Source organism: Variovorax sp. OK605, assembly GCF_900115445.1.
In the GTDB taxonomy this organism is placed as follows: domain Bacteria; phylum Pseudomonadota; class Gammaproteobacteria; order Burkholderiales; family Burkholderiaceae_C; genus Variovorax.
Map to the genome: position 1 here is coordinate 91,849 of NZ_FOWL01000019.1, position 23,797 is coordinate 115,645.

Sequence of the window (23,797 nt, forward strand, 5' to 3'; positions counted from 1 at the left end):
AACCGGCAACAACTGCTGCCGTTTTTTTCAAAAGGGGCCTGTCGGCCCCTTTTTCATTAGGATGCTCGGATGTTTGCCGCCGCCATCTTCGACATGGACGGGCTGCTGATCGACTCGGAACGGCCCATCATGGCCGCCTGGATCGAAGCCGCCCGCACGCTCGACATCGAGCTTTCGCACAGCCAGTACATGCAGGTGGTCGGGCTGGCCACCGTGGAGTCGCAGCTCATCCTGGCCTCGCTGCTGGGCGGGGCCGAGGCCTACGACCATGCCGTGGGCCACGTGCGCATGCAGCTGCAGCTCGAGCGCGCCGACGGCATGCCGCTTTTTCCCATCAAGCCCGGCGCGGCGGAGTTCCTGGCGGCGTTGCGCGCGCGCGGCACGCGTTGCGCCGTGGCCTCGTCGTCGACCAGCAGGCAGATCCAGGCCTGCCTCGGCAGCCTCGACCTGCTGCACCATTTCTCGGCCTTTGCCGGCGGCGACGAGGTGGCGCGCGCCAAGCCCGACCCGGCGCTCTACCTGCTCGCGGCCGAGCGGCTGGGCGTGGACCCGGCGGACTGCATCGCCTTCGAAGACAGCGAGAACGGCGCCAAGGCCGCGCTGGCCGCGGGCATGCGGGTGGTGGTGGTGCCCGACCTGAAGCACCCGCCCGCGTCGATCGTCGAACGTGCGTTTCATGTGCTCGGGTCGCTGCACGAGGCGGTGCCGCACCTGCCGCGCTGGTTTCCCACGGCTGCAGCGGTGTAGAAGCTCGTGTGATCAAGATCGGCACGCTCTGCCATGTGGTCGACAGCTGCCAGGCGTCGCCCTTCACGGCGCGTGCGGTGGGGCGGATCGTCGAGGTGGTCTCCGCGCCCTACGAAGCGCCGAGCGAGCGCTACCTGAGCGGCACGTACTACGACGTGCTGTTCGAGGGCTGGACCTTCTATTGCCGCAGCGACAAGCTCGTGCCCATCTCCGACCCCGATGCGCACATCGAGCGCTGGGAAGACGCCTTTCTCGACGAGCCTTCCCCTTCGCCGACGCCTTTGCCTTTGCCTAACCCCGCCGCTCAGAGCACTTCGTCGCGCAGCTGCGGAAACACCTTCGACACCTTCGCCAGCAGGTAGTCGCCGTAACGGCCGCTGAAGGCGTGCACGTTGGCGCGGTCCCAGCGCTCGGCGCTGTCGTCGCGCGCCTCGGCGCCCGCCAGCCCCTCGATGCGTTGTACGCGCGCCTCGAAGTTCGGATCGAAGAACAGCGGAAACGACAGCCGGTCGTGCCCCGAGGTGTTGCGCTTCACGCGGTGCGGCGTCGACCTGTAGAGGCCGCCTGTCATGCGGTCGAGCATGTCGCCGATGTTGCAGACGAACGACCCCGCCACCGGCGGTGCGTCGATCCAGCCGTCCGGCGTGTGCACCGCGAGGCCGCCGATGTGGTCCTGGTGCAGGAGGGTCAGCAGCCCGTAGTCGGTGTGCTCGCCCACGCCCCATTGCACGTCGAGCCCTTCGGGCACGGCCTGCGTCGGGTAGTTGAACAGGCGGAACAGGATCAGCGGATCGGCCGTGTAGCGCTGCGCGAAGTAGTCCGCGCTCAGGCCCAGGCTCAGCGCAATGCCTTCCATCAGCCGGTGGCCCAGCTGCGTGACCGCGCCCATGTACGCCAGGATGGTCTCGCGGAAGTCCGGCACGCTTGGGAACAGGTTCGGCCCGTGCACCGGCGTCTTCGCCTGCACCCGCGGGTGCGTGGCGGCCAGCTCGGTGCCGAGGTAGAGGCCTTCCTTCCAGTCGGGCCGGCCCGAGGTCAGCTCGCCGCCCAGCGGAAAGTAGCCGCGCCATGCGCGCCCGCCCAGGGCCATGCGCCACTGCATCTTGGTGTCCTCGGGCAGTTCGAAGAAACGGTGGCTCAGGGCTTCGAGCCGCTGTACCAGCGCCGGGTCCACGCCGTGGCCCGTCACATAGAAGAAGCCGTGCGCGCGGCAGGCCGCGCCGATCTGCGCCGCCACGGCGTCGCGTCCGGCCATGCCCGCCACCAGCGGGGCCACGTCGATCAGGGGAAGGGATGAATCGGTCATGCGTCTCGTGCGAAAGGCGATCGGATGTCGGACAGGAACTGCTGCGCGCGCGGATGCTGCGGGCGGTTGAAGAAGTCGTCGGGCGTGGCGCGCTCCAGCACCTTGCCCTCGTCCATGAAGAGCACGCGGTCGGCCACTTCGCGCGCGAAGCCCATCTCGTGCGTCACGCAGACCATGGTCATGCCGTCGCGCGTGAGGTCGCGCATCACCAGCAGCACCTCGCCGACCATCTCGGGGTCGAGCGCGCTGGTGGGCTCGTCGAACAGCATCAGCGGCGGCTGCATGGCCAGCGCGCGCGCAATCGCCACGCGCTGCTGCTGGCCGCCGGAGAGTTCGCTCGGCCACGCATCGGCCTTGCTGGCCAGGCCCACGCGCTGCAGCAGCGCCATGGCACGCTCGTCGGCTTCCTTGCGCGACAGGCCGCGCAGCTGCATCGGCGCCATCGTGCAGTTCTGCAGCACCGTGAGGTGCGGGAACAGGTTGAACTGCTGGAACACGAAGCCGATGCGCGAGCGGAAGGCGTTCACGTCGAGGCCGCGCGCATGGATGTCCTGGCCGTCCACGACGATGCGGCCCGACTGGATCGGCTCCAGCCGGTTGAAGGTGCGGATCAGCGTCGACTTGCCCGAGCCCGAGGGCCCGCACACCACGACGACCTCGCCCTTGTGGATGGTCTCGCTGATGTCGACCAGCGCGTGGTAGTTGCCGTACCACTTGTTGACTTTTTCGAGTTCGATCATGCGGACACCTTGGCGGTGGCTGAGGAGGCTGCGGTGGGTGCGGTGGGTGCGGTGGACAGGCCCCGGCGCGCGAGCCGGCGTTCGAGCCAGTAGGCGAAGCGCGACAGGCCGAAGCAGAGAATGAAATACGTGCCGCCCAGGACCAGGTAGATCTGCGCGGGCTTGGTGAACACCTGCGTGTTGATCTGCGTGGCGATGAACGACACCTCGGCCAGCCCGATGATGTAGCCCAGCGAGGTTTCCTTGATGGTCGAGACGAACTGGTTCACCAGCGAAGGCAGCATGCTGCGCAGCGCCTGCGGCAGCACCACCAGGCGCATGGCGCGGCCGTAGCCCAGGCCCAGTGCGCGCGCGGTTTCCATCTGCCCGCGCGGCAGGCCCTGGATGCCGGCGCGCACGATCTCGGCGAGGTAGGCGGCGTCGAAGATCACCAGCGCGATCAGCATGGTGGTGAACTGGTCGGTCTTCACGCCCGTGACGCTGGGCAGGAAGAAGTAGGCCCAGAAGATCACCATCAGGAGCGGCAGCCCGCGCACCACGAACACGAAGCCCGTGACCGGCCAGCGCAGCCAGCGCCACGGGCTCACGCGCGCCAGCCCGAGCAAGATGCCCAGCGGCAGCGCCAACACCAGCCCGCAGGAAGCCAGCAGCAGCGTGAGCACCAGCCCGCCCAGCGGGCCGTTGGGGTACTGCCCGATGAGGAAGTAGACCCAGTAGTCGTTGATGATCTGCAGCATCGCCCGGCGTCCTCAGATCGTCCGCACCGGAAAGCGGTGGTGGTACCAGGTTGCCATTCCCGTGATGGCGAGCGACACCGTGAGGTACGCCGCGCTGGCGAACGCGAACGACTCGAAGCTGCGGAAGGTCGCGCTCTCGACCTGGCCGGCCTGGTACATCAGCTCGGCCACGCCGATCACCGTGGCGATCGAGGTGTTCTTCCACAGGCTCAGCGTCTGCGAGATGAGCGGCGGCACCGTCACGCGCAGCGCCTGCGGCAGCACCACGCGGCGCATGGTGGCCAGGTAGCTGAAGCCCATGGCGCGGCCGGCCTCGAACTGCACCGCGGGAATCGCGCGGATGCCGCTGCGGATGTCTTCGGCCATGAAGGCCGCCGTGTACAGCGCCAGCGCGATGATCGCGCTGTAGGCCTCGATGTGCCCCGCGTAGAGCCACTGCTTGATGCCTTCGGGCAGCAGCTCCGGCGCACCGAAGTACCAGAACAGCATGTGCGCGAGCAGCGGGATGTTGCGGATGGATTCCACGTACGCAAAACCCAGCCAGCGCAGCGGTGCGATGGGCGACAGCCGCAGCATGGCCACCACCAGCGCGATGGGCAGCGCGAGCACCAGCGCGGCCACGAGCAGCTGCAGCGACAGCAGCAGGCCCGCGACCAGCATGTCGTGGTACTTGCCGGTGAGCAGCAAGGAATAGTCGAACAGGGGCATGGGGGGCGACAGTATCACTGCCGCGGGTGAACTTGCTCCCTCCCCCGCTGGGGGAGGGTGGGGGTGGGGGCACGGCGACGGTCGAAGCGCCGCGGCGTGTTCAGAGGCCGCTTGCCCCCATCCCGGCCTTCCCCCAGAGGGGGAAGGAGAAAGTCAGAACCGGAGGCTCAGTCGATCTTGTCGCTGTCCAGCTTGAAGTCGCGCGTCTCGAAGCCCGAGGCCGTCGTCGGGCCGTACCACTTCACGAAGATCTTCTGCGCCTCGCCCGACTTCTCGAGTTCGCGCAGCGTGTCGTCCACCACCGCCTTCAGGCCGCTCTCGCCCTTCTTGATGCCGATGGCCAGCGCCTCGGTGCTCAGGTTCTGCTTGAGCACCACGTACTGCGCCTTCTGCGGGCCCAGCTTGGCGTAGCTGCGCAGCAGCGCGGCCTCGTCGTCCACGTAGCCCACGCCCTTGCCCTGCTGCAGCGCCTGGAAGGCCTGCTGGCTCGTGTCGAAGGTCACGACCTCGACGTTGGGCACGGCCTTGCGGATGTTGGGCTCCTGCGTACCGCCGCGAATCGTCAGCACCTTCTTGCCCGCGAGCTGCGGCACCTCGGAGATGCCGCTGTCCTTCTTCACGATGGCCTTCTGGCCAGTCACGAAGGTGGTGAGCGAGAAGTCGATCTGCGCCTCGCGCTCCTTGTTGTGCGTGAGGCCCGCGGCCACCAGGTCCACGTGGCCCTGCTGCAGCTCGGGAATGCGCGCGGCCACCGCGATCTGCTTGAGCACCGGCTTCACGCCGATCTTTTTGGCGATGGCGTTCACCAGGTCCACTTCGTAGCCGACGATCTGGCGCGTCTTCGGATCGACGAAGGTCGCGGGTTCGTCGGTGCCGAGCACGCCGACGACCAGCTCGCCCTTCTTCTTGATGTCGGCCAGCTGGTCCGCGTGGGCGGCCGTGCCGAGCAGCAGGGTGGAAGCGGCGAGGGCCGCGGCGATGAGGTTCAGGCGCATGTTCTTCTCCTTCATGGAAAGCAGGGCGAGACCATATCAATAAAACTTCAGATCATTAAATGGTCAATTCATATATCGACATGTGTGCGTGGCTATGAGGCCGCGCCGCGGTCAAGATACAGGCGACGACAGCTTCATGGAACACCGATGACCCCACCTCCGCCGCCCGAATCCTGGCGCACCGATCCCGATGGCCGCTGGATCGACGCGGCCAACACCTTCGGCCATCACCTGATGCAGGCCGCGCGCGACCGCGCCTTCGCGCGCATTCCCGCGTCCGCGACGCCCGAGTGCCGCGAGACCGCGCGCCAAGCGGCGCTGGACGCGATCTACGGCGTGCTGATGCTGCTGGACGGCGTGGCCGACAGCGACGACATCCGCTACGTGCTGCGTGCCGAAGTCCAGCGTGCCGATGCAGCCGACACGGCCGACACCATCGAGCTGGCACCCGGCGGCGATGGCCTTTGCATGGGTTTCCATGGATGGGTGGCCGGTGACTTCGGGGAGCCCCCCCGATGATGGGCATCGGGCCCTGAGTTAAATTCGCGGCGCAAAAACGCGCTCCGGCCGTTCCCCCGCGGCTTCGGCTTCCGTTGCGCGCCTCATCCAGCGAGACCCCCATGATCATCAAACCCCGCGTGCGCGGCTTCATCTGCGTCACGACCCATCCCACCGGCTGCGAAGCCAACGTCAACCAGCAGATCGCCTATGTGAAGGCGCAGGCGCCCATCGCCGGCGGCCCGAAGAAGGTGCTGGTGATCGGCGCATCGACCGGCTACGGCCTGGCCGCGCGCATCACCGCCACGTTCGGCTGCGGCGCCGACACGCTGGGCGTGTTCTTCGAGCGCGCCGGCAGCGAGACCCGGCCCGCCTCGCCCGGCTGGTACAACACCGCCGCCTTCCACCGCGCCGCGGCCGCCGACGGCCGCTATGCGAAGAGCATCAATGGCGACGGCTTTTCCGACGCGGTGAAGCAGCAGGTGATCGACACCATCCGCGCCGACCTCGGCCAGGTCGACCTGGTGGTCTACAGCCTGGCCGCGCCGCGCCGCACGCACCCGAAGACGGGGCAGGTCTTCAACTCGGTGCTCAAGCCCATCGGCAAGCCGGTGAACCTGCGCGGCCTCGACACCGACAACGAGACCGTGAAGGAGACGGTGCTCGAAGCCGCCACGCAGGAAGAGATCGACAACACCGTGGCCGTGATGGGCGGTGAAGACTGGCAGATGTGGATCGACGCGCTGCAGCAGGCCGGCGTGCTGGCCGACGGCGCGAAGACCACGGCCTTCACCTACTTGGGCGAGCAGATCACGCACGACATCTACTGGAACGGCTCCATCGGCGCGGCCAAGAAGGACCTCGACCACAAGGTGCTGGGCATTCGCGCACAGCTGGCGGCCACGGGCGGCGACGCGCGCGTGTCGGTGCTGAAGGCGGTGGTCACGCAGGCGAGCTCGGCGATTCCGATGATGCCGCTGTACCTGTCGCTGCTGTTCAAGGTGATGAAGGCGCAGGGCACGCACGAAGGCTGCATCGAGCAGGTGCACGGGCTCTATGCCGACAGCCTCTACGGCGCCGCGCCGCACATCGACGGCGAAGGCCGCCTGCGCGCGGACTACAAGGAACTGGCCGCGCCGGTGCAGTCGCGCGTGCAGGAGCTCTGGCCGCAGGTGAGCAACGACAACCTCTACGAGCTCACCGATTTCGCTGGCTACAAGACCGAGTTCCTGCGCCTGTTCGGCTTCGCGGTGGAGGGCGTGGACTACGAGGCCGACGTGAACCCCGACGTGGGCATTCCCGGCCTCGTGCAGGTCTGAGCCAACCCGCATCGATACTCCTGCCATGCAGATTCAAGAAAAGCCGCCCGCCGGCACGCCGTTCGACTGGATCGGCGGCGAACCCAAGGTAGAGGCGCTGGTCGCGCGCTTCTACGACCTGATGGAACTCGAGCCGGCCTATGCGCAACTGCGCGCCGTGCACGGCAGCAGCCTCGACAACGCGCGCCAGCGCCTGTTCTGGTTCCTGTGCGGCTGGCTCGGCGGCCCGCAGCACTACACCGACCGCTTCGGCCATCCGATGCTGCGCGCACGCCACCTGCCGCAGAGCATCGGCGGCCACAGCATCGGCATCAAGGAGCGCGACCAGTGGCTGGCCTGCATGGACCAGGCCATGGGCGAGACCGGCGTGCCGGACGACCTGCGCGCGCGCCTGCGCGACTCCTTCTTCAAGACCGCCGACTGGATGCGCAACCGCGGCGAGTGATCGACCGACCGACTCCACAACGATTTCGAAAGACGCTTCTCTCATCATGAATTCCATCGTCATCATCGGCGGCGGCCACGCCGCGGCCCAGCTCTGCGCCGGCCTCGCTGAAGCCGGGCAGGGCGCGCGCGTGCACCTGGTCTGCGAGGAGGCCTGCGAGCCCTACCACCGCCCGCCGCTGTCCAAGGCCTTCCTGAAGAGCGCCGAGGAAACCACGCAGCCGCACAAGGCCGCCGACTGGTACCGCGAAGCGGCCATCACGCTGCACCTGGGCGACGCCGCCGTGGCCATCGACCGCGAGGCGCACACCGTCACGCTGCGCTCCGGCGCGGTGCTGCCGTGGGAGCGCCTGGTGCTGGCCACCGGCACGCGCGCACGTCAGATGCCCGAGCTGAAGGCCGGCCTGGAGAACGTCGCGAGCCTGCGCGCGGCCGACGAGGCGCACCGCCTGCGCACGCGGCTGGCCGCGGCCGAACAGGTCACGGTGCTCGGCGGCGGCTTCATCGGGCTCGAAGTGGCGGCCACCGCCAAGGCGCTCGGCAAGTCGGTGCAGGTGATCGAAAGCGCGCCGCGCCTGCTGGGCCGCGCCGTGTCGCCCGAGCTGTCGGCACATGTGCTCGCCACGCACCGCGCGGCCGGCATCGACGTCGTGCTGGGCGCGCAGACCGGCGCGTTCGAGGTGGAAGGCGACCGGCTGGTGTCGGTGCAGGTCGACGGCGTGAAGCAACCGGTCGACCTGCTGCTGCTGGGCATCGGCGCGGTGCCCGAGACCGCGCTCGCGCAAGCGGCCGGCATCGAGTGCGCCGACGGCATCGTGGTCGACGCTCGGATGCAGACCAGCGCGGCCGATGTGCTCGCGGTGGGCGACTGCACGCGCTTCCCCGACCGCCGCGCGGGCCGCGCGCTGCGGCTCGAGTCGGTGCAGAACGCCAACGACCAGGCCCGCACGGCCGTGGCCACGCTGACGGGCACCGCGCGCGACCACGACGCGGTGGCGTGGTTCTGGTCCGACCAGGGCAGCATGCGCCTGCAGATGGCCGGCCTGATGCCGGCCGAGGGCACGCCGGGCCTCGCCAGCGTGCGCCGCGCGGGGCCCAAGCCCGAGGCGTTCTCGCTGTTCCACTACGTCGACGGGCAGCTCGTGTGCGTGGAGTCGGTGAACGCGCCGGTCGATCACATGATGAGCCGCAAGCTGCTCGAGGCAGGCCGCAACCCCGATGCGGCGGCGGTGGCGGATGCGTCAATACCACTAAAGAATCACCTGTCGTAAAGCTGCCGCAGGTCAGGCTGGGTTCACCAGTCTGTCACTCTGCTTTCAGAGACTGGTCTTCCTCGAAATTGCAGGGAGATCTCTCGATGAAGAACGCAGCGGCTGCGGTGCCTTCGACTTTTTCAACGTCCTCGACGTTCTCTAATTTCTCGCCTCTGCGGCGTGTTGCCCCCATGACCACCTGCGCTGCCGTGCTGGTTGCCGTGCTCACCGCTTGCGGTGGCGGCAGCGGCGGTGGCAGCGTGGTGTTGCCGCCGGTGTCGCCGGCACCGCCCACCACGCCGGCGCCGGTGGCGGCCGGCACGCGCACCACGGTCGCGCTGCTGGAAACCACCGACCTGCACTTCAACGTGCGCAGCTACGACTACTTCAAGCTCGCCGAGGACAAGTCGTACGGCTACGAGCGCACCGCCACGCTGATCAACGCGGCGCGCAAGGAATTCGCGAACACGATGCTGTTCGACAACGGCGACACCATCCAGGGCACCGCGCTGGCCGACTACGAAGCGCTGGTGAGCCGCATTCCGTGCACCCAGCCGCTGTCGGTCTACAAGGCCATGAACGCCACCGGCTACGACGCCGGCACGCTGGGCAACCACGAGTTCAACTACGGGCTCGACTTTCTCAACCAGGTGATCGGCGGCGGCCTCGACGTCGACGGCGTCGACGGCACGAAGAAGTGCGCCGGCCCCAACTTCCCGATGGTGCTGGCCAACGTGCAGAGCGTGAAGAGCGGCAAGCCGCTGCTGGCGCCGTACACCATCGTCACCAAGCAGTTCAGCGCCACCCGGCCCGACGGCAAGACCGTGACGGTGCCGGTGAAGGTCGGCGTGATCGGCTTCACCACGCCCGGCATCCTGAGCTGGGACAAGCGCTTTCTCGAAGGCAAGGTGCGCACCGAAGGCGCGGTCGAATCGGCCACCAGGTACATCCCCGAGCTGCGCGCGCAGGGCGCCGACATCGTGGTCGCGCTGCAGCACGGCGGGCTCGACGCCTCGCCGTACTCGCCGACCATGGAAAGCCCCGGCCTCTACCTGTCGAAGGTGCCGGGCATCGACGCGCTGATGATGGGCCACCAGCACGGCGTGTTCCCCGACCGCGGCACGAGCCCGGGCTACAAGCAGGCCGGCGTGGACAACGCGGCCGGCACCGTGAACGGCGTGCCTGCCGTCATGGCCAGTTCGTGGGGCAAGGCGCTGGGGCTCATCAAGCTCGAGCTGGTGTACGACGGCAAGGCCTGGAGCGTGGACAAGAGCAAGACCTTCGTCGATGCGCGCTCCACGCAGACCGGCAAGGACGGCGCGGGCAAGGCGATCTACGTCGATGCCGACCCGAGCGTCGCGCCGCTGATCGAAACCCAGCACCAGGCCGCCATCACCTACGTGAAGACGCCGATCGGCAGCACCGACTTCCGCATGAACACCTACTTCGCGGACGTGGGCGACCCGGGCGCGATCCAGATCGTGAACCAGGCGCAGGCCGGCTACGTGACGGCCTACATCCAGGCCAACCTGCCGCAGTACGCGAGCCTGCCGGTGCTGTCGGTGAGCGCGCCGTTCAAGTCCGGCTACGAGGGCGGGCGCGACTACACCGACGTGGCCGTGGGCAACCTGGCGATCTTCAACGCGGCCGACCTGTACCTGTACCCGAACACGGTGTATGCGGTGAAGGTGACGGGCGCCGAGGTGAAGGCCTGGCTCGAGGCCGCGGCGAAGCGCTTCAACAGGATCGACCCGGCCGCCACGGCCGACCAGCAGCTGATCAGCACCTTCCCCGGCTACAACTTCGACATGTTCACCACGCCCGACGTGCAGTACGAGATCGACGTGACGCAGGCCGTGGGCAGCCGCATCAGGAACCTGAGCTACATGGGCGCGCCGATCGACCTGGCGAAGGAGTTCGTCATTGCGACCAACAACTACCGCGCGACCAGCGGCGCGAGCTTCATTGCGGCGCTGGACGGCCGCGCGACGATCTACGCGTCGCCCGATGCCAACCGCGACGTGCTGATCGACTACATCAAGACCCACAAGGCCATCACCCGCACGGCCAACGGCGCGGCGCGCAGCTGGCGCTTCACGCAGGTGACGACGGCGGGCAACGTGGTGTTCACGTCGGGGCAGGGGCAACTGGGCGCGGCCACCGATGCGGGGCTGGCGAACATCTCGCTGCTGACGGCGGACGACGGCAGCGGCAAGGGGCGTTCGGTCTACAAGCTGGACCTGGGCAACTGACCCGTCTTTCTCCCTCCCCCGCTGGGGGAGGGTTGGGGTGGGGGCACGACGGCGGCCGATATGTCGCGGCCTGTGCGGTGCGGTGCCGTGCCAAGGGCGCGAGCCCCCATCCCGGCCTTCCCCCAGCGGGGGAAGGAGAAAAAAAGCCTCAGCGCCGCACGGGCGCCAGCAGCACCACCAGCGCCCCGGCCCCGCCTTCGGCCGGCTTGGCCTGCACGAAGGCGATCACCTCGTTCTTCTGGATCAGCCAGCGCTGCGTCTTGGTCTTGAGCACGGGCTGCTTGCCCGGCGAGCCCAGGCCCTTGCCGTGTACCACGCGCACGCAGCGCAGGCCCTGCTTGTGCGCGGTGCGGATGAAGCCGCCCAGCGCCTCGCGTGCCTCGTCGCTGCGCAGGCCGTGCAGGTCGACCTGCGCCTGGATCGACCATTCGCCCTTGCGCAGCCGCGCCGTCACGTCGGTGCCGATGCCGGGGCGGCGAAAGCTCATGGCGTCGTCCACGTCGAGCAGCGTGGTCACGTCGAACTCGTCGGACAGCGACTCGCGCAGCACGCGCTGCTCGTCAAGCTGGTGCTGCACCGGGATCGGCGCGGGCGGATCGGGCGCGAGCGGCACGCTGGCCTTGCGGCGCAGCGGCTCGGTGGCGCCGATGGCGCGGGCGAAGAGGTCTTTCTCGGCGGCGCGCTGGCGCTCGGCCGCGGCCCTGGCCTGCGCCTCGGCGGCTTCGCGCTCGCGGGTCTCGGCGAGCGCGCGCTGCACCTGCTTGAGGTCGGCGAGGTTCTTCAGCGCAGGAGCGCGGGCGGAGGCACGGGCAGGCGGCCGTGCAGGGGGACGCGATGCCATCAGAGCAGCCCTCCCTCGGCCATCGAGAAACTGCGCCCCGGGCCCACGATCACGTGGTCGATCACGCGCACGTCCACCAGCGCCAGCGCGGCGCGCAGCGTCTGCGTGAGCGCCTCGTCGGCGCGCGAGGGCTCGGTGTTGCCGCTGGGGTGGTTGTGCGACAGCACCACGGCCGCGGCCTGGTGCTGGATGGCGCGCGTGACCACTTCGCGCGGGTAGACGCTGGTCTGCGTGAGCGTGCCGCGGAACATCTCTTCCAGGGCGATCAGGCGGTGCTGCACGTCGAGGAACACCACCGCGAACACCTCGTAGGGGCGCGAGCCGATGTGCATCTGCAGGTATTGCTTGACGGCGTCGGGCGAGTCGAACACCGTGCGCGCCTTGAGCTTCTCGCCCATGGCGCGGCGCGCGAGCTCGAGCACGGCGATGAGTTCGGAGCGTTTGGCGCTGCCGCCCATGCCCTTGACGGCCTTGAGGTCGTCGGGGCCGGTGTGCAGCAGGCCCGACAGGCCGCCGAAGCGTTCGAGCAGCTGCTGCGCCAGTTGCAGGACGTTCTTGCCCGCCACGCCGGTGCGCAGCAGCAGGGCCAGCAGCTCGGCGTCCGCCAGCGCGGAGGCGCCGCGGGCAATGAGTTTTTCGCGCGGGCGGGCGTCTAGAGGGAGATCCTTGAATGCCATGAAACCCTGGGTGAAACCTTGGCGGAGCCGGGTGGAAGCCCCGATCCCTAAAATGAGGTCCAGTTTATCGGGACACCCACCTTGTCTTTGCCCACCTCTGATGCCCCCATGTCCCAAGTCGTGACTTCCGGCTCCTTCCTGACCCTGCACTACCGGCTGGCCGGTCCGGCGGGCGACATCATCAACACTTTCGCCGACAAGCCCGCGACGTTGTCGCTCGGCACCGGCGAGCTTTCTCCGGCCATGGAGCAGCGCCTGATGGGCCTCGAGGAGGGCACCCACGCCACCTTCGAGCTGCCCGCCGGCGAGGCCTTCGGCGAGCGCAACCCCGACATGCAGCAGTGGGTGGCCAGGAAGCTGCTCGCCAGGATGGGCGACCCCGACGAGAAATACGCCGCGGGCGACGTGGTGCAGTTCCCCACGCCCGACGGCACCGGCAGCTACGCCGGCGCGGTCGTCGAGTCGAGCGAGACCGCGGTGCGCTTCGACTTCAACCACCCGCTGGCGGGCCAGCCGGTCACCTTCGAAGTGAAGCTGATCGGAGTGCTATGAATTCCGACATCTCGGAAGTCCTGCTGGCCGAGCCGCGCGGTTTCTGCGCGGGCGTCGACCGTGCCATCGAGATCGTGGAGCGCGCCATTGCCAAGTTCGGCGCGCCGATCTACGTGCGCCACGAGATCGTGCACAACACCTACGTGGTGAACGAGCTCAAGGCCAAGGGCGCGGTCTTCATCGAGGAACTGTCCGACGTGCCGCCCGGCGCCACGCTGGTGTTCAGCGCGCACGGCGTGAGCAAGGCCGTGGAGCAGGAGGCGCGCGACCGCGGCTTCGAGATCTTCGACGCCACCTGTCCGCTGGTGACCAAGGTGCACGTCGAGGTGGCCAAGCTCGCCAAGGAGGGCTACGAGTTCATCATGATCGGCCACAAGGGGCACCCCGAGGTCGAAGGCACGATGGGCCAGCTCTCCAGCGGCATCCACCTGGTGGAAGACGTGAAAGACGTGGCCCGCGTGGCACCGTTGCAGACCGAGAAGCTCGCCGTGGTCACGCAGACCACGCTGAGCGTGGACGACGCGGCCGAGATCGCGGCCGCCGTGCGCGCGCGCTTTCCGGCCGTGCGCGAGCCCAAGCAGCAGGACATCTGCTACGCCACCCAGAACCGCCAGGACGCGGTGAAGATCATGAGCCCGCAGGTCGACCTGGTGATCGTGGTCGGCAGCCCCACCAGCTCCAACAGCAACCGCCTGCGCGAACTGGCGCAGCGCCTGGGCACCGAGAGCTACATGGTCGATTCGGCCGCCGAGCTGAAGCCCGAGTGGTTCGAGGGCAAGACGCGCATCGGCCTCACCGCAGGTGCCTCGGCACCCGAGGTGCTGGTGCGCGAGGTGATCGACCGCGTGCGCGCGCTGGGCGCGGTGTCGGTCCGCAAGATGGACGGCATCGAGGAAACCATCAAGTTTCCGCTTCCCAAGGGCTTGAAGCTCGACGACATTCCGCCTCCAGGACACATCTCTTGAACGACAAGCAAACCAACAAGTGGCGCTCTGAAATCGATAGCGCCTCCGCGAGATTGGGCGCGCGTGCTGCCCACTTCCTGCGCGAAACCCCGCTGTGGAAGCTGCCAGCCGCCGCCTTCGGCGTGCAGGCGCCCGGCGCCGAGGTCTGGCTCAAGCTGGAGCATATGCAGGTCAGCGGCAGCTTCAAGGCGCGCGGCATGATGAACCGGCTGCTGGCCAACGACATTCCCGAAAGCGGCGTGGTCGTGGCCTCGGGCGGCAATGCCGGCATTGCCACGGCCGCCGCCGCGCAGGCGCTGGGCGTGCCCTGCCAGGTGTTCCTGCCGGGCGTGTCGCCCGAAGCCAAGCGTGCGCGGCTGCGTGCGCTGGGCGCGGAAGTGGTCGTGGTCGGCCAGCTGTACCCCGACGCGCTGGCCGCCTGCCTGACGCGCCAGAAGGAATCGGGCGCCTTGCTAACGCATGCCTACGACCAGCCCGAAGTGGTGGCCGGTGCCGGCACGCTGGGCCGCGAGATCGAAGAGCAGGGCGGTCTGCCCGACTCGGTGCTGGTGAGCGTCGGCGGCGGCGGCCTGATCGGCGGGCTGGCCGGCTGGTTCGAGAAGCGCGCCCGCGTGGTGGCGCTCGAACCCGAGAAGGCGCCTACGCTGTACCGCGCCCGCGAAGCCGGGGAGCCGGTCGACGTGGACGTGAGCGGCATTGCGGCCGACTCGCTCGGCGCGCGGCGCATCGGCGCGATTTCCTGGGAAATCACGCAGCAGCAGGTCGAACATGCGCTGCTGCTGAGCGATGAAGCCATCCGCGCCGCCCAGCAGTGGCTGTGGAAGGAACTCAAGCTGGCCGTGGAGCCGGCCGCCGCGCTGCCGCTGGCGGCGCTGCAGACCGGTGCCTATGTGCCGCGCGAGGGCGAGAAGGTGTGCCTGATCATCTGCGGGGCGAACGTCGATCCCGCCACCGTCGCCTGATCGGCCTTTCGAACCCTATTTCTCGCAGTTCACCATCCACGCCACGCCGAACTTGTCGGTGAGCATGCCGAAGCCCGTGGCCCAGAACTGCGGGCCGTAGGGCATCGTGACCTTGCCGCCTTCGGCCAGCGCGTCGAAGAGCTTCCTGCCCTCGTCCACGCTGTCGGCCTGCACCGACAGCGAGAAACCCTTGTAGCCCTCGAAAGGCCACTCGGGCGGAGCGTCCGAGGCCATCAGCTTGTGGCCGCGCGCCTCGAGCGTGGCGTGCATGATCTTGTCCTTGTGGGCCGCCGGCATCTGCGCGCCCATCGGGCTTTCGCCGAAGGTCATGCTGAAGGCGACCTTTCCATCCAGCGCCCTGGCATAGAAGGCGAGCGCCTCGGCGGCATTGCCGTTGAATGTCAGATAGGCTTCCATCGTTTTTTCCCTTCGAGGTGGGTGGGCGGGACCGCCATGCTACGCCCACCTAAAATCGCTCCATGCTCGACATCACCCTGCTCCGCAAAGACCTGGCCTCCGCCGTGGCCGGCCTCGAAAAACGCAAGAAGAACCAGCCCTACCTCGACGTGTCGGCGTTCACCGCGCTCGAGGCCGAGCGCAAGACGCTGCAAACCCGCACCGAGGAAATCCAGGCGCGCCGCAACACGCTGAACAAGCAGATCGGCCCGCTCAAGGCCAAGGGCGAGTCGGTCGACGCGCTGATGACCGAGGTCAATGCGCTGAAGGCCGAGCAGGAGTCGCAGTCCAGGCGCCTCGAAGAAATCCAGCCTGAGCTTCATGCGCTGCTGCTCGCCGTGCCCAACCTGCCGCACGCCAGCGTGCCGGTCGGCGAAGACGAAACCGGCAACGTCGAAATGCGCCGCTGGGCTCCGCAAGGCGGCGCCGGCGCCAATGCCGTGCCGCTGGCCTTCGCAGCGAAAGATCACGTCGACCTGGGCGCGCCGCTGGGCCTCGACTTCGAGATGGGCGCCAAGCTCACCGGCTCGCGCTTCACCGCCATGAAGGGCCCGATCGCCCGCCTGCACCGCGCGCTTGCGCAGTTCATGATCGACACGCAGACCGAGAAGCACGGCTACACCGAGTGCTACGTGCCGTACATCGTCAATGCCGCCACGCTCAGCGGCACCGGCCAGCTGCCCAAGTTCGAAGGCGACCTGTTCGCCGCGAAGAAGGGTGGCCAGGACGGCGAGCCCGCGCCCGACCATTCGGCGCTGTACCTCATTCCGACCAGCGAAGTGCCGCTGACCAACTTCGTGCGCGACGAGGTGGTGGCCGAGTCGCAACTGCCGATCAAGCTCACGGCCCACACGCCGTGCTTCCGCTCGGAAGCCGGCAGCGCCGGCCGCGACACGCGCGGCATGATCCGCCAGCACCAGTTCGACAAGGTCGAGATGGTGCAGATCGTGCACCCCGAGCAGAGCCACGACGCGCTCGAGCAGATGACCGGCCACGCCGAGGCCGTGCTGCAGGCGCTGGAGCTGCCGTACCGCGTGGTGCTGCTGTGCTCGGGCGACATGGGCTTCACCGCCGCCAAGACCTACGACCTCGAGGTCTGGCTGCCGGCGCAGGACACGTACCGCGAGATCAGCTCGGTGTCGAACTGCGAAGCCTTCCAGGCGCGCCGCCTGCAGGCCCGCTTCAAGAACGCCAACGGCAAGAACGAACTGGTGCACACGCTCAACGGTTCCGGCCTGGCGGTGGGCCGCGCGCTGGTGGCCGTGCTGGAGAACCACCAGAACGAAGACGGCTCGATCAACGTGCCGGCGGCGTTGCGTCCGTACATCGGTGGCGTCGAAACTTTGCGCGCCTGATACTTTTTGTCGAAGCGCCCGAAATTACCCGTATAATCGAGGGCTCGACAGACACCGGAGAGGTGGCAGAGTGGTCGAATGTACCTGACTCGAAATCAGGCGTACTAGCGATAGTACCGAGGGTTCGAATCCCTCCCTCTCCTCCAAGAATGGCCCCGCAAGGGGCTATTTTTTTGCCTGTTCGTGTCGATATCCGGGTGAGGTCAGGCGTCGGTCCTTTGGGTGGCCGGCGTCGGGTCCATCGGCCACCACCGAAGTCGCATCTGCCCAGGCAACACCAGCCAACAAGCCAGGCGTTCCTGTTGTCGTCGCACGGCATCAGAAGCCCTTGGGTGCACGATGAGACCCGCCTCGCAACGGTCCCTCCGAACTTTGCTTCGCCACCCGCGCCCTTGAGGCCTTTCTTCCTGATCCATGACGACCGTTAGATTCCGTCCGCTCCTCGCCGTCCTCGCGGCACTCTGCATTGCCGCCCCGGCCATCGCTGCTGACAAGGCTGCGTTCGACTCGCCGGAGACGGAAAAATTTGTCCGCCGCCTGACCGCGGATCTCGACGCAAAGAGGTTGGCGCAGGTCGACAGCGTTTCGCTCGGACGTGAATACCGCGCGAACGAAGTCGCGGCGGACAGCAAGTACAAGGGCAAATACCTCTTCGTGAAGGCGACGGTCGAATCCGTGCGCAAGGATGCGTTCGGCAACATCGTGGTGATGGTGCGTTCCGACAACCAGTTCATGCCCAACAGCGTGCGTCTGGACAAGACGGTGGCCGTGATCACCGGCATGGAAAACAACGCCAAGCTCGTCTCGATGAAGACCGTGTCCGCCGCAGATGCCGCGGGGGCGCTCACGAAGGGACAGAAGCTGCGCGTGCTCTGTCAGGGCGATGGGATGCTCATCGGCGGGGTGATGCTGGCGGTTTGCGACACCATCAGCCAATAGCGAACAGCAAGCGCGGATGCGCCGGAGCAAGACGAGGCTCCGTGCGCCAAGCAGCCGCGTGAATCGGCCGGATTCGCAATGCCGCCGGGCTAACCGGTCTTGTCGTCCGACGCCAGCCGCGCACCGACAGCCTGTATCTCCGCGACAGGCGATCCCGACAGAAGCAGGGCGATGCGCTCTCTGTGCACCGCAGGCGCGGAGTCGGCGATGCGTTCGAACCAGCCGACCGCTTCGTCGACGCGCCCCTGCTCGACCAGCATGCTCGCGTAGCTGAACTGGCCCCGGAAATCTCCGCCCTCGGCGGCCGTGCGATAGCACGCGAAGGCGCGCGCGGAATCCTGCGCGACCACCAGGCCTTCTTCCAGGTAGCGTCCCACCATGTTCATGGACCGCGCGTGGCCCAGGTCCGCCGCGCGCTGGTACCACTCGAACGCCTGGCGCTGGTCCATGGCCGCGCCGCGGCCCGTCGCCAGCATGTTCGCCAGGTTGTACATGCCCCAGTCCAACCGGGCTTGCGCGGCCTGGCGGTAGTGCGCGAGCGCCGCCTGGTCGTTCTGCGCGGTGCCCCAGCCGTGCTCCAGGCAACGGCCCGCCATGTTGCTGGCCATTGCATGGCCCTGCGCGGCCGCGCGCTGAAACCAGCCGTATGCGGCCGCTTCGTTGCGTGCCATGCCACGGCCGTCGAGCAGCCATTGGCCCAGCACGGCCTGTGCGTCCGCGTTGTTCGCGCGCGCCGCGGCCGCGATCCATGTCGCGGCCTGGGCCGGCAGCCCTTTCAGGATCGTCTCCCACTGGGCACTGCCGATGGCGGCAAGGTCGGCCGCATTGGGGAAGACGCGATGCTCTGTGCTTGTCATGGAGGTCGCGATGAATTCGTGAAAAATCCGCCTCGAAGGCGAAGGCCCGCGAGACGGATTCCTGGGGTTCTGGCTGCTCAGCTTCAGAACGAGAAGCTGCCCATCAGCGTCACCGAGCGGCCGGGCGCCAGGTTCGCATAGTGGGTCGAGTAGGCCGTGGCGTAGTAGGTCTTGTCCGTCAGGTTCTGCACGTTGAGTTGCAGGTTGAAGTTCTTGTTGACCTTGTAGCCGACCATGGCGTCCACGCGGGTGTAGCCCGGCACGCCGCGCTTGATCAGCGTCGCGCCGCCGGTGCCGGCCGCGTAGGCATAGCCGCCGTAGACCTCGCTCTGGTAGTAGGCGCCCAGGCCGATGGTCCAGTCCTGCGTCGGCTTGTAGGTCGCCCAGATGCTGGCGCTGTGCTTCGGCGTGTTCGGGAACGGCTGGTCCGTGGCGGCGTTCTGCACGTAGACGGTGCGATTGCGCGCGTCGGTCGTGCTCGACAGGCCCAGGTTCTTGCCCTTGCTGTTCATCAGCGTGTAGCCGCCGAAGATCTGCAGCTGGCGCGTGACGTTGCCCGAGAAGCCGAGTTCGAGACCGCGCACCTGCTTGTCGCCCGCCTGCGTGACGCTGCCGTCGGTCGGGTTGGTGATGCGGGCGTTGGTGGTCTCGATCTGGAACAGCGCGCCGGTCAGCGACAGCTTGCGGTCGAGCAAGTCCCACTTGGTGCCGACCTCGATGCTGCGGTTCTTCTCGGGCTTCAGGTCGAGCGCGGTGTTGGCCACGCCGCCCACGGTGGCGCTGAGCGTCTGCGACTCCGAGCCCTGGCCCAGCGAGTTGCCGGCCGGGGTGGACGACGTGCCGATCGACGCGTAGATGCTGCCGTTGGTTGCCGGCTTGTAGACCACGCCGAGCTGGTAGTTCAGCAGCGTGTCGTTGCGCTTGAGCTCCTGGCGAAACGGGCTCGTGATGACCGGAAGGCTCAGGCCGCCGGCTGCCGTGGTGGTGGCATAGGGGTTGGTCTGCTCGGTCTTGTAGCTGTCCAGGCGCAGGCCGCCGTTGATGAGCCACTGCGGCGTCAGCTCGATCGTGTCGAAGCTGTACAGCGACGCGGTGTCGGTGCGGTAGCTGGTCGGGTTGTTGTTCGGCACGAAGGTGCCCGTCCACGGATCGTCCGGCGTGGGATAGAACAGGCTGGTGCACACATAGCTCGAGCGAACGCCCGCGCCGCCGGGGCACTTCTGCTGGGCCGTGTAGGCGCTGTTGAGCTGCGTGTAGCTGTCGTTGTCGGCCTTCTCGCGCGACAGTTCCAGGCCGAGCGTGTAGCTGTGCTTCACGCTGCCGGTCTGGACCTTGCCGGTGAGCTCCGACGCATTGGCGAAGGTGTCGATGTCGCGGATGCTGCCGTTGAAGCGGCGCCACACCAGTCCGCGCGCCACGTTGCCCTGGCTGTCATCGGGCTGGGTCCAGATGTAGTTCATGCTCGACTTGGTCAGCCGCGTGATGTTGCGGAACTTCATCTCGGGCGAGATGTCGTGCTCGACCTGCAGGGTCAGCGCGTCGGACTTGTCCTGGCGGAAGTCGCGGCCCGTCACCCCGTACCAGTTGTCGCGGTTGCCGCCGTAGGTCGGCTGGAGCTTCACCACGCCGGCCGAGGGGAACGACGAGGGCAGGCTGTAGGGCACGCCGCCATCGGGCACGTCGTCCGTCTGCATGTGGAAGTACGAGAGGGTCACGCGCGTGGGCGTGTTCAGGCCCCAGGTCACCGAAGGCGCGATGCCCCAGCGCTTGTTGTTCGGGCCGTTGCGGCCCGCCACGTCGGCGCTGAAGTCCATCACGTTGAGGCGGAACGCGCCGCTCTCGCCGAAGGTGCGGTTCAGGTCGATGGTCTCGCGGCGGTACTTGTCGCTGCCCAGGCCCACGGTGCCGGTGAAGAAGTTCTCGTTCTTCGGCGTCTTGCTGTACAGGTTGATGGTGCCGCCGGCACCGCCGCGGCCGCCGGAGCTGGAGTCCGGGCCCTTGATGACTTCCACCGATTCCAGGTTGAACACTTCGCGCGTGCTGGGCGCGATGTCGCGCAGGCCGTCGACGTAGGTGCTGGCCTGGCTGTCGTAGCCGCGCAGGAACGGGCGGTCACCCACCGGGTTGCCGCCTTCGCCGGCGCCGAAGGTGATGCCCGGCGTGGTGCGCAGTGCCTCGGTCAACGTGGTGGCGTTGATCTGCGTCATCACTTCCTGCGGGATCACGGTCACCGACTTGGGCGTGTCCAGCAGCGGGGCCGTCATCTTGGAAGACGACGACTGCTCGACCTTGTAGTCGCCCGCCGCTTCGACGCGGACTTCGTTGAGCGTCTGTGCGTGGACTGCGCCCACCGAGCCGATGGCCACGAGGGTGGCGGTGGTGGCCGTGCGGCCGGAAATGTAACGCGCAGGCGAGTGCTTGCGACTTCGGATGTAGCTCATTCGGATTCCTCCAGGTTGCGTAAGCCGCGTACCTGCGAAGCGCTCCCGCCCTCTGACGGCAGGAAGATCGCGGTGGTGCAATGGCGTTTTGTGGTCTTGCGCGGCAACGGGAATAATAATTACTCGCAATTCGATTTAGATTGAGCTTTACCTTTGGTTTGCAAAAGTGCATCGAACTTTGTTGTGGAGATAAGACAACGGCACGCGTTGTGAGGTAGGTGCGCGGTGATCGCGCCATCTGTTGCGACGAAGCAACGTCGCCCGGAAAGCTGCCACGCGCAGGCGTCTCCAGGCGCCCGCCCGGGTTTTCCATTACGCAAAGCCACGCACCCGTCCCGCGCGGTCCGACGGATGCGCCCCGGCGCGCGCCCGGGAAAACTCGGCGGGTTCAATACTGGAGACAACCGCATGCACAGCATCCGCCGCCATCTGGTGTGGCTGGTCGTGGCCGTGGTCGGCGCATTCGCGCTCGGCACCGTGGCCCTGACCCGTGGTGAAAGCGTCAACGCCCTCTGGGTGGTGGCCGCCGCGATCTGCACCTACCTCATCGCCTACCGCTACTACAGCCTGTTCATCGCCGACAAGGTGCTGGGGCTCGACGGCAACCGCAAGACGCCCGCGCACCGCCACAACGACGGGCTGGACTACGTGCCGACCGACAAGAACGTGCTGTTCGGCCACCACTTCGCGGCCATCGCGGGCGCGGGCCCGCTGGTGGGCCCGGTGCTCGCCGCGCAGATGGGCTACCTGCCCGGGCTCTTGTGGGTGCTGGCCGGCGTGGTGTTCGCCGGCGCGGTGCAGGACTTCATCATCCTGTTCATCTCCACGCGGCGCGACGGCCGCTCGCTGGGCGACCTCGTCAAGCAGGAGATGGGCGTGGTGCCCGGCATGATCGCGCTGTTCGGCACCTTCATGATCATGATCATCATCCTCGCGGTGCTGGCGCTGATCGTGGTGAAGGCGCTGGCCGAATCGCCGTGGGGCACCTTCACGGTGGCCGCGACGATTCCGGTGGCGCTCTTCATGGGCGTGTACCTGCGCTACATCCGTCCGGGGCGCATCGGCGAGGTGTCTTTGATCGGCTTCGTGCTGCTCATGCTGGCCATCTTCGGCGGCCAGGCCGTGAGCCAGAGCGCCGAGTGGGCGCCGCTATTCACCTTCGACGGCAAGGCGCTCACCTGGATGCTGGTGGGCTACGGCTTCGTGGCCGCGAGCCTGCCGGTGTGGCTGCTGCTGGCGCCGCGCGACTACCTGTCGACCTTCCTGAAGATCGGCACCATCATCGCGCTGGCCATCGGCATCGTGTTCGTCATGCCCACCTTGCAGATGCCGGCCGTCACGCAGTTCGCGCAGGGCAACGGCCCGGTGTGGTCGGGCAGCCTGTTCCCGTTCCTGTTCATCACCATCGCCTGCGGCGCCGTCTCCGGCTTCCACGCGCTGATCTCCTCGGGCACCACGCCAAAGATGCTCGACAACGAACGCCATGCGCGCTTCATCGGCTACGGCGGCATGCTGGCCGAGTCGTTCGTCGCGGTCATGGCGCTGGTGGCGGCCTCGTGCATCGAGCCGGGCGTGTACTTCGCCATGAACAGCCCCGGCGCGCTGGTCGGCACCACCGCGCAGCAGGTGGCGGCCACCGTGTCGGGCTGGGGCTTCGTCATCACGCCCGAGATGCTGCTGCAGACCGCCAAGGACGTGGGCGAGACCACCATCCTCGGCCGCGCGGGCGGCGCGCCCACGCTGGCGGTGGGCATGGCCCACATCCTCCACCAGGTGATCGGCGGGCAGGCCATGATGGCCTTCTGGTACCACTTCGCGATCCTGTTCGAGGCGCTGTTCATCCTCACGGCGGTCGACGCCGGCACCCGCGCGGGCCGCTTCATGCTGCAGGACCTGCTGGGCAGCTTCGTGCCCGCGCTCAAGCGCACCGACTCGCTGCCGGCCAACCTCGTGGCCACGGCGCTGTGCGTGGCGGCCTGGGGCTACTTCCTGTACCAGGGCGTGGTCGATCCGCTGGGCGGCATCAACACGCTGTGGCCGCTGTTCGGCATCTCCAACCAGATGCTGGCCGCGGTGGCGCTGCTGCTGGGCGTGGTGGTGCTGTTCCGCATGAAGCGCGAGCGCTATGCCTGGGTGGCCGCCGCGCCGGCGGCCTGGCTGCTGGCCTGCACGCTCACGGCGGGCTGGCAGAAGATCTTCTCGGCCGACCCGAAGATCGGCTTCCTCTCGCACGCGGCCAGGTACACCGACGGCATCGCCAACGGCGTGCTGGTGGCGCCGGCCAGGACGCCCGAGGCCATGTCGCGCATCGTGTTCAACGACCGCCTCGACGCGGCGCTGTGCGCGCTCTTCATGTTCGTGGTGCTGAGCGTGCTGGTGTACAGCATCAAGGCCTGCCTGGCCGCGCGCGCCGCCAACCGCCCGACCACGCACGAGACGCCGTTCGAACCCGTGGGCACCGCGCGCGCGGCCCACGCGGCGCACTGACGCCATGGCCCTCGCATTGCCGGAAGCCGGGCGCTACATCGCGCGCTCGCTCAAGCAGTCGCTGCGGCTCATGGTCGGGCTGCCCGACTACGACGTCTACCTGACGCACATGGCGGCCACGCACCCCGACCGGGCGCCCATGAGCTACGAAGCCTTCTTCCGCGAGCGCCTGGAGGCGCGCTACGGGGCAGGGAAGGGGCGCTGCTGCTGAGCGCGGCATTGCCGCGTTACACGTCTTTCCGATCGAGGCTGTTCCGGCGAGGCCG

The 23,797-nt window shown here is 67.9% G+C and carries 24 protein-coding genes and 1 tRNA gene; 15 read left to right on the forward strand and 10 right to left on the reverse strand.

Going from position 1 to position 23,797, the window contains the following annotated elements; all coding sequences use genetic code 11:
• The first annotated feature begins 69 nt into the window (after positions 1–69).
• The gene (locus BM013_RS33885) at positions 70–747 is read left to right on the forward strand and encodes an HAD family hydrolase (RefSeq protein ID WP_093133377.1); all 678 of its coding nucleotides are present in this window, start codon (positions 70–72) and stop codon (positions 745–747) included.
• Positions 748–755: 8 nt separating this feature from the next.
• Positions 756–1,109, forward strand: coding sequence for a hypothetical protein (locus tag BM013_RS33890; protein WP_093133379.1), 354 nt, complete (start codon positions 756–758; stop codon positions 1,107–1,109).
• Here the strand turns inward: BM013_RS33890 and BM013_RS33895 are convergent.
• The 5 genes from BM013_RS33895 to BM013_RS33915 all read right to left on the reverse strand — a co-directional run bounded on the left by BM013_RS33895 (position 1,052) and on the right by BM013_RS33915 (position 5,233).
• Positions 1,052–2,053 carry an isopenicillin N synthase family dioxygenase gene (locus BM013_RS33895; RefSeq protein WP_093133381.1) on the reverse strand — a complete coding sequence of 334 codons (1,002 nt, stop codon included), beginning with the start codon at positions 2,051–2,053 and terminating at the stop codon, positions 1,052–1,054. The two genes, BM013_RS33890 and BM013_RS33895, sit on opposite strands and share 58 nt — an antisense overlap.
• Positions 2,050–2,793 (reverse strand): amino acid ABC transporter ATP-binding protein, encoded by a 744-nt coding sequence (locus tag BM013_RS33900; protein WP_093133383.1) that lies wholly within the window; start codon positions 2,791–2,793, stop codon positions 2,050–2,052. Before BM013_RS33900 ends, BM013_RS33895 begins: the two co-directional genes overlap by 4 nt.
• Positions 2,790–3,530, reverse strand: a complete 741-nt coding sequence (locus tag BM013_RS33905; RefSeq protein WP_093133385.1) for an amino acid ABC transporter permease — start codon at positions 3,528–3,530, stop codon at positions 2,790–2,792. The genes BM013_RS33900 and BM013_RS33905 overlap by 4 nt, the downstream gene beginning before the upstream one ends.
• 12 nt (positions 3,531–3,542) lie before the next feature.
• Entirely contained in the window at positions 3,543–4,238 is a 696-nt protein-coding gene (locus BM013_RS33910) for an amino acid ABC transporter permease (RefSeq protein ID WP_093133387.1), read from the reverse strand.
• Positions 4,239–4,405: 167 nt separating this feature from the next.
• On the reverse strand, positions 4,406–5,233 hold the full coding sequence (locus BM013_RS33915) for an ABC transporter substrate-binding protein (RefSeq protein WP_093133506.1): 828 nt from the start codon (positions 5,231–5,233) through the stop codon (positions 4,406–4,408).
• A 147-nt stretch (positions 5,234–5,380) separates the two neighbouring features.
• Between BM013_RS33915 and BM013_RS33920 the strand changes: the two genes are divergently transcribed.
• The 5 genes from BM013_RS33920 (at position 5,381) to BM013_RS33940 (ending at position 10,999) form a co-directional block, all read left to right on the forward strand.
• Complete coding sequence (locus BM013_RS33920) at positions 5,381–5,752, forward strand: hypothetical protein (protein ID WP_093133389.1); 372 nt, start codon at positions 5,381–5,383, stop codon at positions 5,750–5,752.
• 101 nt (positions 5,753–5,853) lie between these two features.
• On the forward strand, positions 5,854–7,050 hold the full coding sequence (gene fabV / locus BM013_RS33925) for an enoyl-ACP reductase FabV (RefSeq protein WP_093133391.1): 1,197 nt from the start codon (positions 5,854–5,856) through the stop codon (positions 7,048–7,050).
• Positions 7,051–7,075: 25 nt separating this feature from the next.
• On the forward strand, positions 7,076–7,495 hold the full coding sequence (locus tag BM013_RS33930) for a group II truncated hemoglobin (RefSeq protein ID WP_093133393.1): 420 nt from the start codon (positions 7,076–7,078) through the stop codon (positions 7,493–7,495).
• Positions 7,496–7,541: 46 nt separating this feature from the next.
• Positions 7,542–8,765, forward strand: a complete 1,224-nt coding sequence (locus BM013_RS33935) for an NAD(P)/FAD-dependent oxidoreductase (protein ID WP_093133395.1) — start codon at positions 7,542–7,544, stop codon at positions 8,763–8,765.
• Between the two features lie 173 nt (positions 8,766–8,938).
• The gene (locus tag BM013_RS33940; protein WP_093133397.1) at positions 8,939–10,999 is read left to right on the forward strand and encodes a bifunctional 2',3'-cyclic-nucleotide 2'-phosphodiesterase/3'-nucleotidase; all 2,061 of its coding nucleotides are present in this window, start codon (positions 8,939–8,941) and stop codon (positions 10,997–10,999) included.
• Between the two features lie 148 nt (positions 11,000–11,147).
• Here BM013_RS33940 and BM013_RS33945 read toward each other — a convergent pair whose 3' ends face one another.
• Together BM013_RS33945 and radC are read right to left on the reverse strand one after the other, a co-directional pair.
• Complete coding sequence (locus tag BM013_RS33945; protein WP_093133399.1) at positions 11,148–11,840, reverse strand: Smr/MutS family protein; 693 nt, start codon at positions 11,838–11,840, stop codon at positions 11,148–11,150.
• Positions 11,840–12,517, reverse strand: coding sequence for a RadC family protein (gene radC / locus BM013_RS33950; protein WP_093133402.1), 678 nt, complete (start codon positions 12,515–12,517; stop codon positions 11,840–11,842). The genes BM013_RS33945 and radC overlap by 1 nt, the downstream gene beginning before the upstream one ends.
• A 108-nt stretch (positions 12,518–12,625) precedes the next feature.
• Between radC and BM013_RS33955 the strand changes: the two genes are divergently transcribed.
• From BM013_RS33955 to BM013_RS33965, 3 genes are read left to right on the forward strand one after another with little or no spacing between them, the layout of a single operon-like run.
• Positions 12,626–13,069, forward strand: coding sequence for an FKBP-type peptidyl-prolyl cis-trans isomerase (locus tag BM013_RS33955; protein ID WP_093133405.1), 444 nt, complete (start codon positions 12,626–12,628; stop codon positions 13,067–13,069).
• The gene (gene ispH, locus BM013_RS33960) at positions 13,066–14,034 is read left to right on the forward strand and encodes a 4-hydroxy-3-methylbut-2-enyl diphosphate reductase (RefSeq protein WP_093133408.1); all 969 of its coding nucleotides are present in this window, start codon (positions 13,066–13,068) and stop codon (positions 14,032–14,034) included. Before BM013_RS33955 ends, ispH begins: the two co-directional genes overlap by 4 nt.
• Positions 14,031–14,996 carry a threonine/serine dehydratase gene (locus tag BM013_RS33965; RefSeq protein ID WP_093133410.1) on the forward strand — a complete coding sequence of 322 codons (966 nt, stop codon included), beginning with the start codon at positions 14,031–14,033 and terminating at the stop codon, positions 14,994–14,996. Before ispH ends, BM013_RS33965 begins: the two co-directional genes overlap by 4 nt.
• A gap of 15 nt (positions 14,997–15,011) precedes the next feature.
• On the opposite strand, the gene BM013_RS33970 is transcribed toward BM013_RS33965, so the two are convergent.
• Complete coding sequence (locus BM013_RS33970) at positions 15,012–15,413, reverse strand: VOC family protein (protein ID WP_093133413.1); 402 nt, start codon at positions 15,411–15,413, stop codon at positions 15,012–15,014.
• A 62-nt stretch (positions 15,414–15,475) separates the two neighbouring features.
• Between BM013_RS33970 and serS the strand changes: the two genes are divergently transcribed.
• The 3 genes from serS to BM013_RS33985 all read left to right on the forward strand — a co-directional run bounded on the left by serS (position 15,476) and on the right by BM013_RS33985 (position 17,746).
• Positions 15,476–16,807, forward strand: coding sequence for a serine--tRNA ligase (serS, locus tag BM013_RS33975; protein ID WP_093133414.1), 1,332 nt, complete (start codon positions 15,476–15,478; stop codon positions 16,805–16,807).
• A 56-nt stretch (positions 16,808–16,863) separates the two neighbouring features.
• Positions 16,864–16,953: transfer RNA gene (locus BM013_RS33980), tRNA-Ser, on the forward strand.
• Positions 16,954–17,221: 268 nt separating this feature from the next.
• On the forward strand, positions 17,222–17,746 hold the full coding sequence (locus BM013_RS33985) for an OB-fold protein (RefSeq protein ID WP_093133417.1): 525 nt from the start codon (positions 17,222–17,224) through the stop codon (positions 17,744–17,746).
• A gap of 89 nt (positions 17,747–17,835) precedes the next feature.
• Here BM013_RS33985 and BM013_RS33990 read toward each other — a convergent pair whose 3' ends face one another.
• Entirely contained in the window at positions 17,836–18,603 is a 768-nt protein-coding gene (locus BM013_RS33990) for a tetratricopeptide repeat protein (RefSeq protein ID WP_093133419.1), read from the reverse strand.
• 83 nt (positions 18,604–18,686) lie between these two features.
• Positions 18,687–21,044 carry a TonB-dependent receptor gene (locus BM013_RS33995; RefSeq protein WP_093133422.1) on the reverse strand — a complete coding sequence of 786 codons (2,358 nt, stop codon included), beginning with the start codon at positions 21,042–21,044 and terminating at the stop codon, positions 18,687–18,689.
• Positions 21,045–21,452: 408 nt separating this feature from the next.
• Between BM013_RS33995 and BM013_RS34000 the strand changes: the two genes are divergently transcribed.
• Positions 21,453–23,531, forward strand: a complete 2,079-nt coding sequence (locus tag BM013_RS34000) for a carbon starvation CstA family protein (RefSeq protein WP_093133424.1) — start codon at positions 21,453–21,455, stop codon at positions 23,529–23,531.
• Between the two features lie 4 nt (positions 23,532–23,535).
• On the forward strand, positions 23,536–23,742 hold the full coding sequence (locus BM013_RS34005) for a YbdD/YjiX family protein (RefSeq protein ID WP_093133427.1): 207 nt from the start codon (positions 23,536–23,538) through the stop codon (positions 23,740–23,742).
• The last annotated feature ends 55 nt before the right edge of the window (positions 23,743–23,797 follow it).

Coding starts and splice junctions, on each gene's coding strand:
- BM013_RS33885 (WP_093133377.1), top strand. CDS start 70: ATGTTTGCCGCCGCCATCTTCGACATGGACGGGCTGCTGATCGACTCG.
- BM013_RS33895 (WP_093133381.1), bottom strand. CDS start 2,053: ATGACCGATTCATCCCTTCCCCTGATCGACGTGGCCCCGCTGGTGGCG.
- BM013_RS33900 (WP_093133383.1), bottom strand. CDS start 2,793: ATGATCGAACTCGAAAAAGTCAACAAGTGGTACGGCAACTACCACGCG.
- BM013_RS33905 (WP_093133385.1), bottom strand. CDS start 3,530: ATGCTGCAGATCATCAACGACTACTGGGTCTACTTCCTCATCGGGCAG.
- BM013_RS33910 (WP_093133387.1), bottom strand. CDS start 4,238: ATGCCCCTGTTCGACTATTCCTTGCTGCTCACCGGCAAGTACCACGAC.
- BM013_RS33915 (WP_093133506.1), bottom strand. CDS start 5,233: ATGCGCCTGAACCTCATCGCCGCGGCCCTCGCCGCTTCCACCCTGCTG.
- BM013_RS33920 (WP_093133389.1), top strand. CDS start 5,381: ATGACCCCACCTCCGCCGCCCGAATCCTGGCGCACCGATCCCGATGGC.
- fabV (WP_093133391.1), top strand. CDS start 5,854: ATGATCATCAAACCCCGCGTGCGCGGCTTCATCTGCGTCACGACCCAT.
- BM013_RS33930 (WP_093133393.1), top strand. CDS start 7,076: ATGCAGATTCAAGAAAAGCCGCCCGCCGGCACGCCGTTCGACTGGATC.
- BM013_RS33935 (WP_093133395.1), top strand. CDS start 7,542: ATGAATTCCATCGTCATCATCGGCGGCGGCCACGCCGCGGCCCAGCTC.
- BM013_RS33940 (WP_093133397.1), top strand. CDS start 8,939: ATGACCACCTGCGCTGCCGTGCTGGTTGCCGTGCTCACCGCTTGCGGT.
- BM013_RS33945 (WP_093133399.1), bottom strand. CDS start 11,840: ATGGCATCGCGTCCCCCTGCACGGCCGCCTGCCCGTGCCTCCGCCCGC.
- radC (WP_093133402.1), bottom strand. CDS start 12,517: ATGGCATTCAAGGATCTCCCTCTAGACGCCCGCCCGCGCGAAAAACTC.
- BM013_RS33955 (WP_093133405.1), top strand. CDS start 12,626: ATGTCCCAAGTCGTGACTTCCGGCTCCTTCCTGACCCTGCACTACCGG.
- ispH (WP_093133408.1), top strand. CDS start 13,066: ATGAATTCCGACATCTCGGAAGTCCTGCTGGCCGAGCCGCGCGGTTTC.
- BM013_RS33970 (WP_093133413.1), bottom strand. CDS start 15,413: ATGGAAGCCTATCTGACATTCAACGGCAATGCCGCCGAGGCGCTCGCC.
- serS (WP_093133414.1), top strand. CDS start 15,476: ATGCTCGACATCACCCTGCTCCGCAAAGACCTGGCCTCCGCCGTGGCC.
- BM013_RS33985 (WP_093133417.1), top strand. CDS start 17,222: ATGACGACCGTTAGATTCCGTCCGCTCCTCGCCGTCCTCGCGGCACTC.
- BM013_RS33990 (WP_093133419.1), bottom strand. CDS start 18,603: ATGACAAGCACAGAGCATCGCGTCTTCCCCAATGCGGCCGACCTTGCC.
- BM013_RS33995 (WP_093133422.1), bottom strand. CDS start 21,044: ATGAGCTACATCCGAAGTCGCAAGCACTCGCCTGCGCGTTACATTTCC.
- BM013_RS34000 (WP_093133424.1), top strand. CDS start 21,453: ATGCACAGCATCCGCCGCCATCTGGTGTGGCTGGTCGTGGCCGTGGTC.
- BM013_RS34005 (WP_093133427.1), top strand. CDS start 23,536: ATGGCCCTCGCATTGCCGGAAGCCGGGCGCTACATCGCGCGCTCGCTC.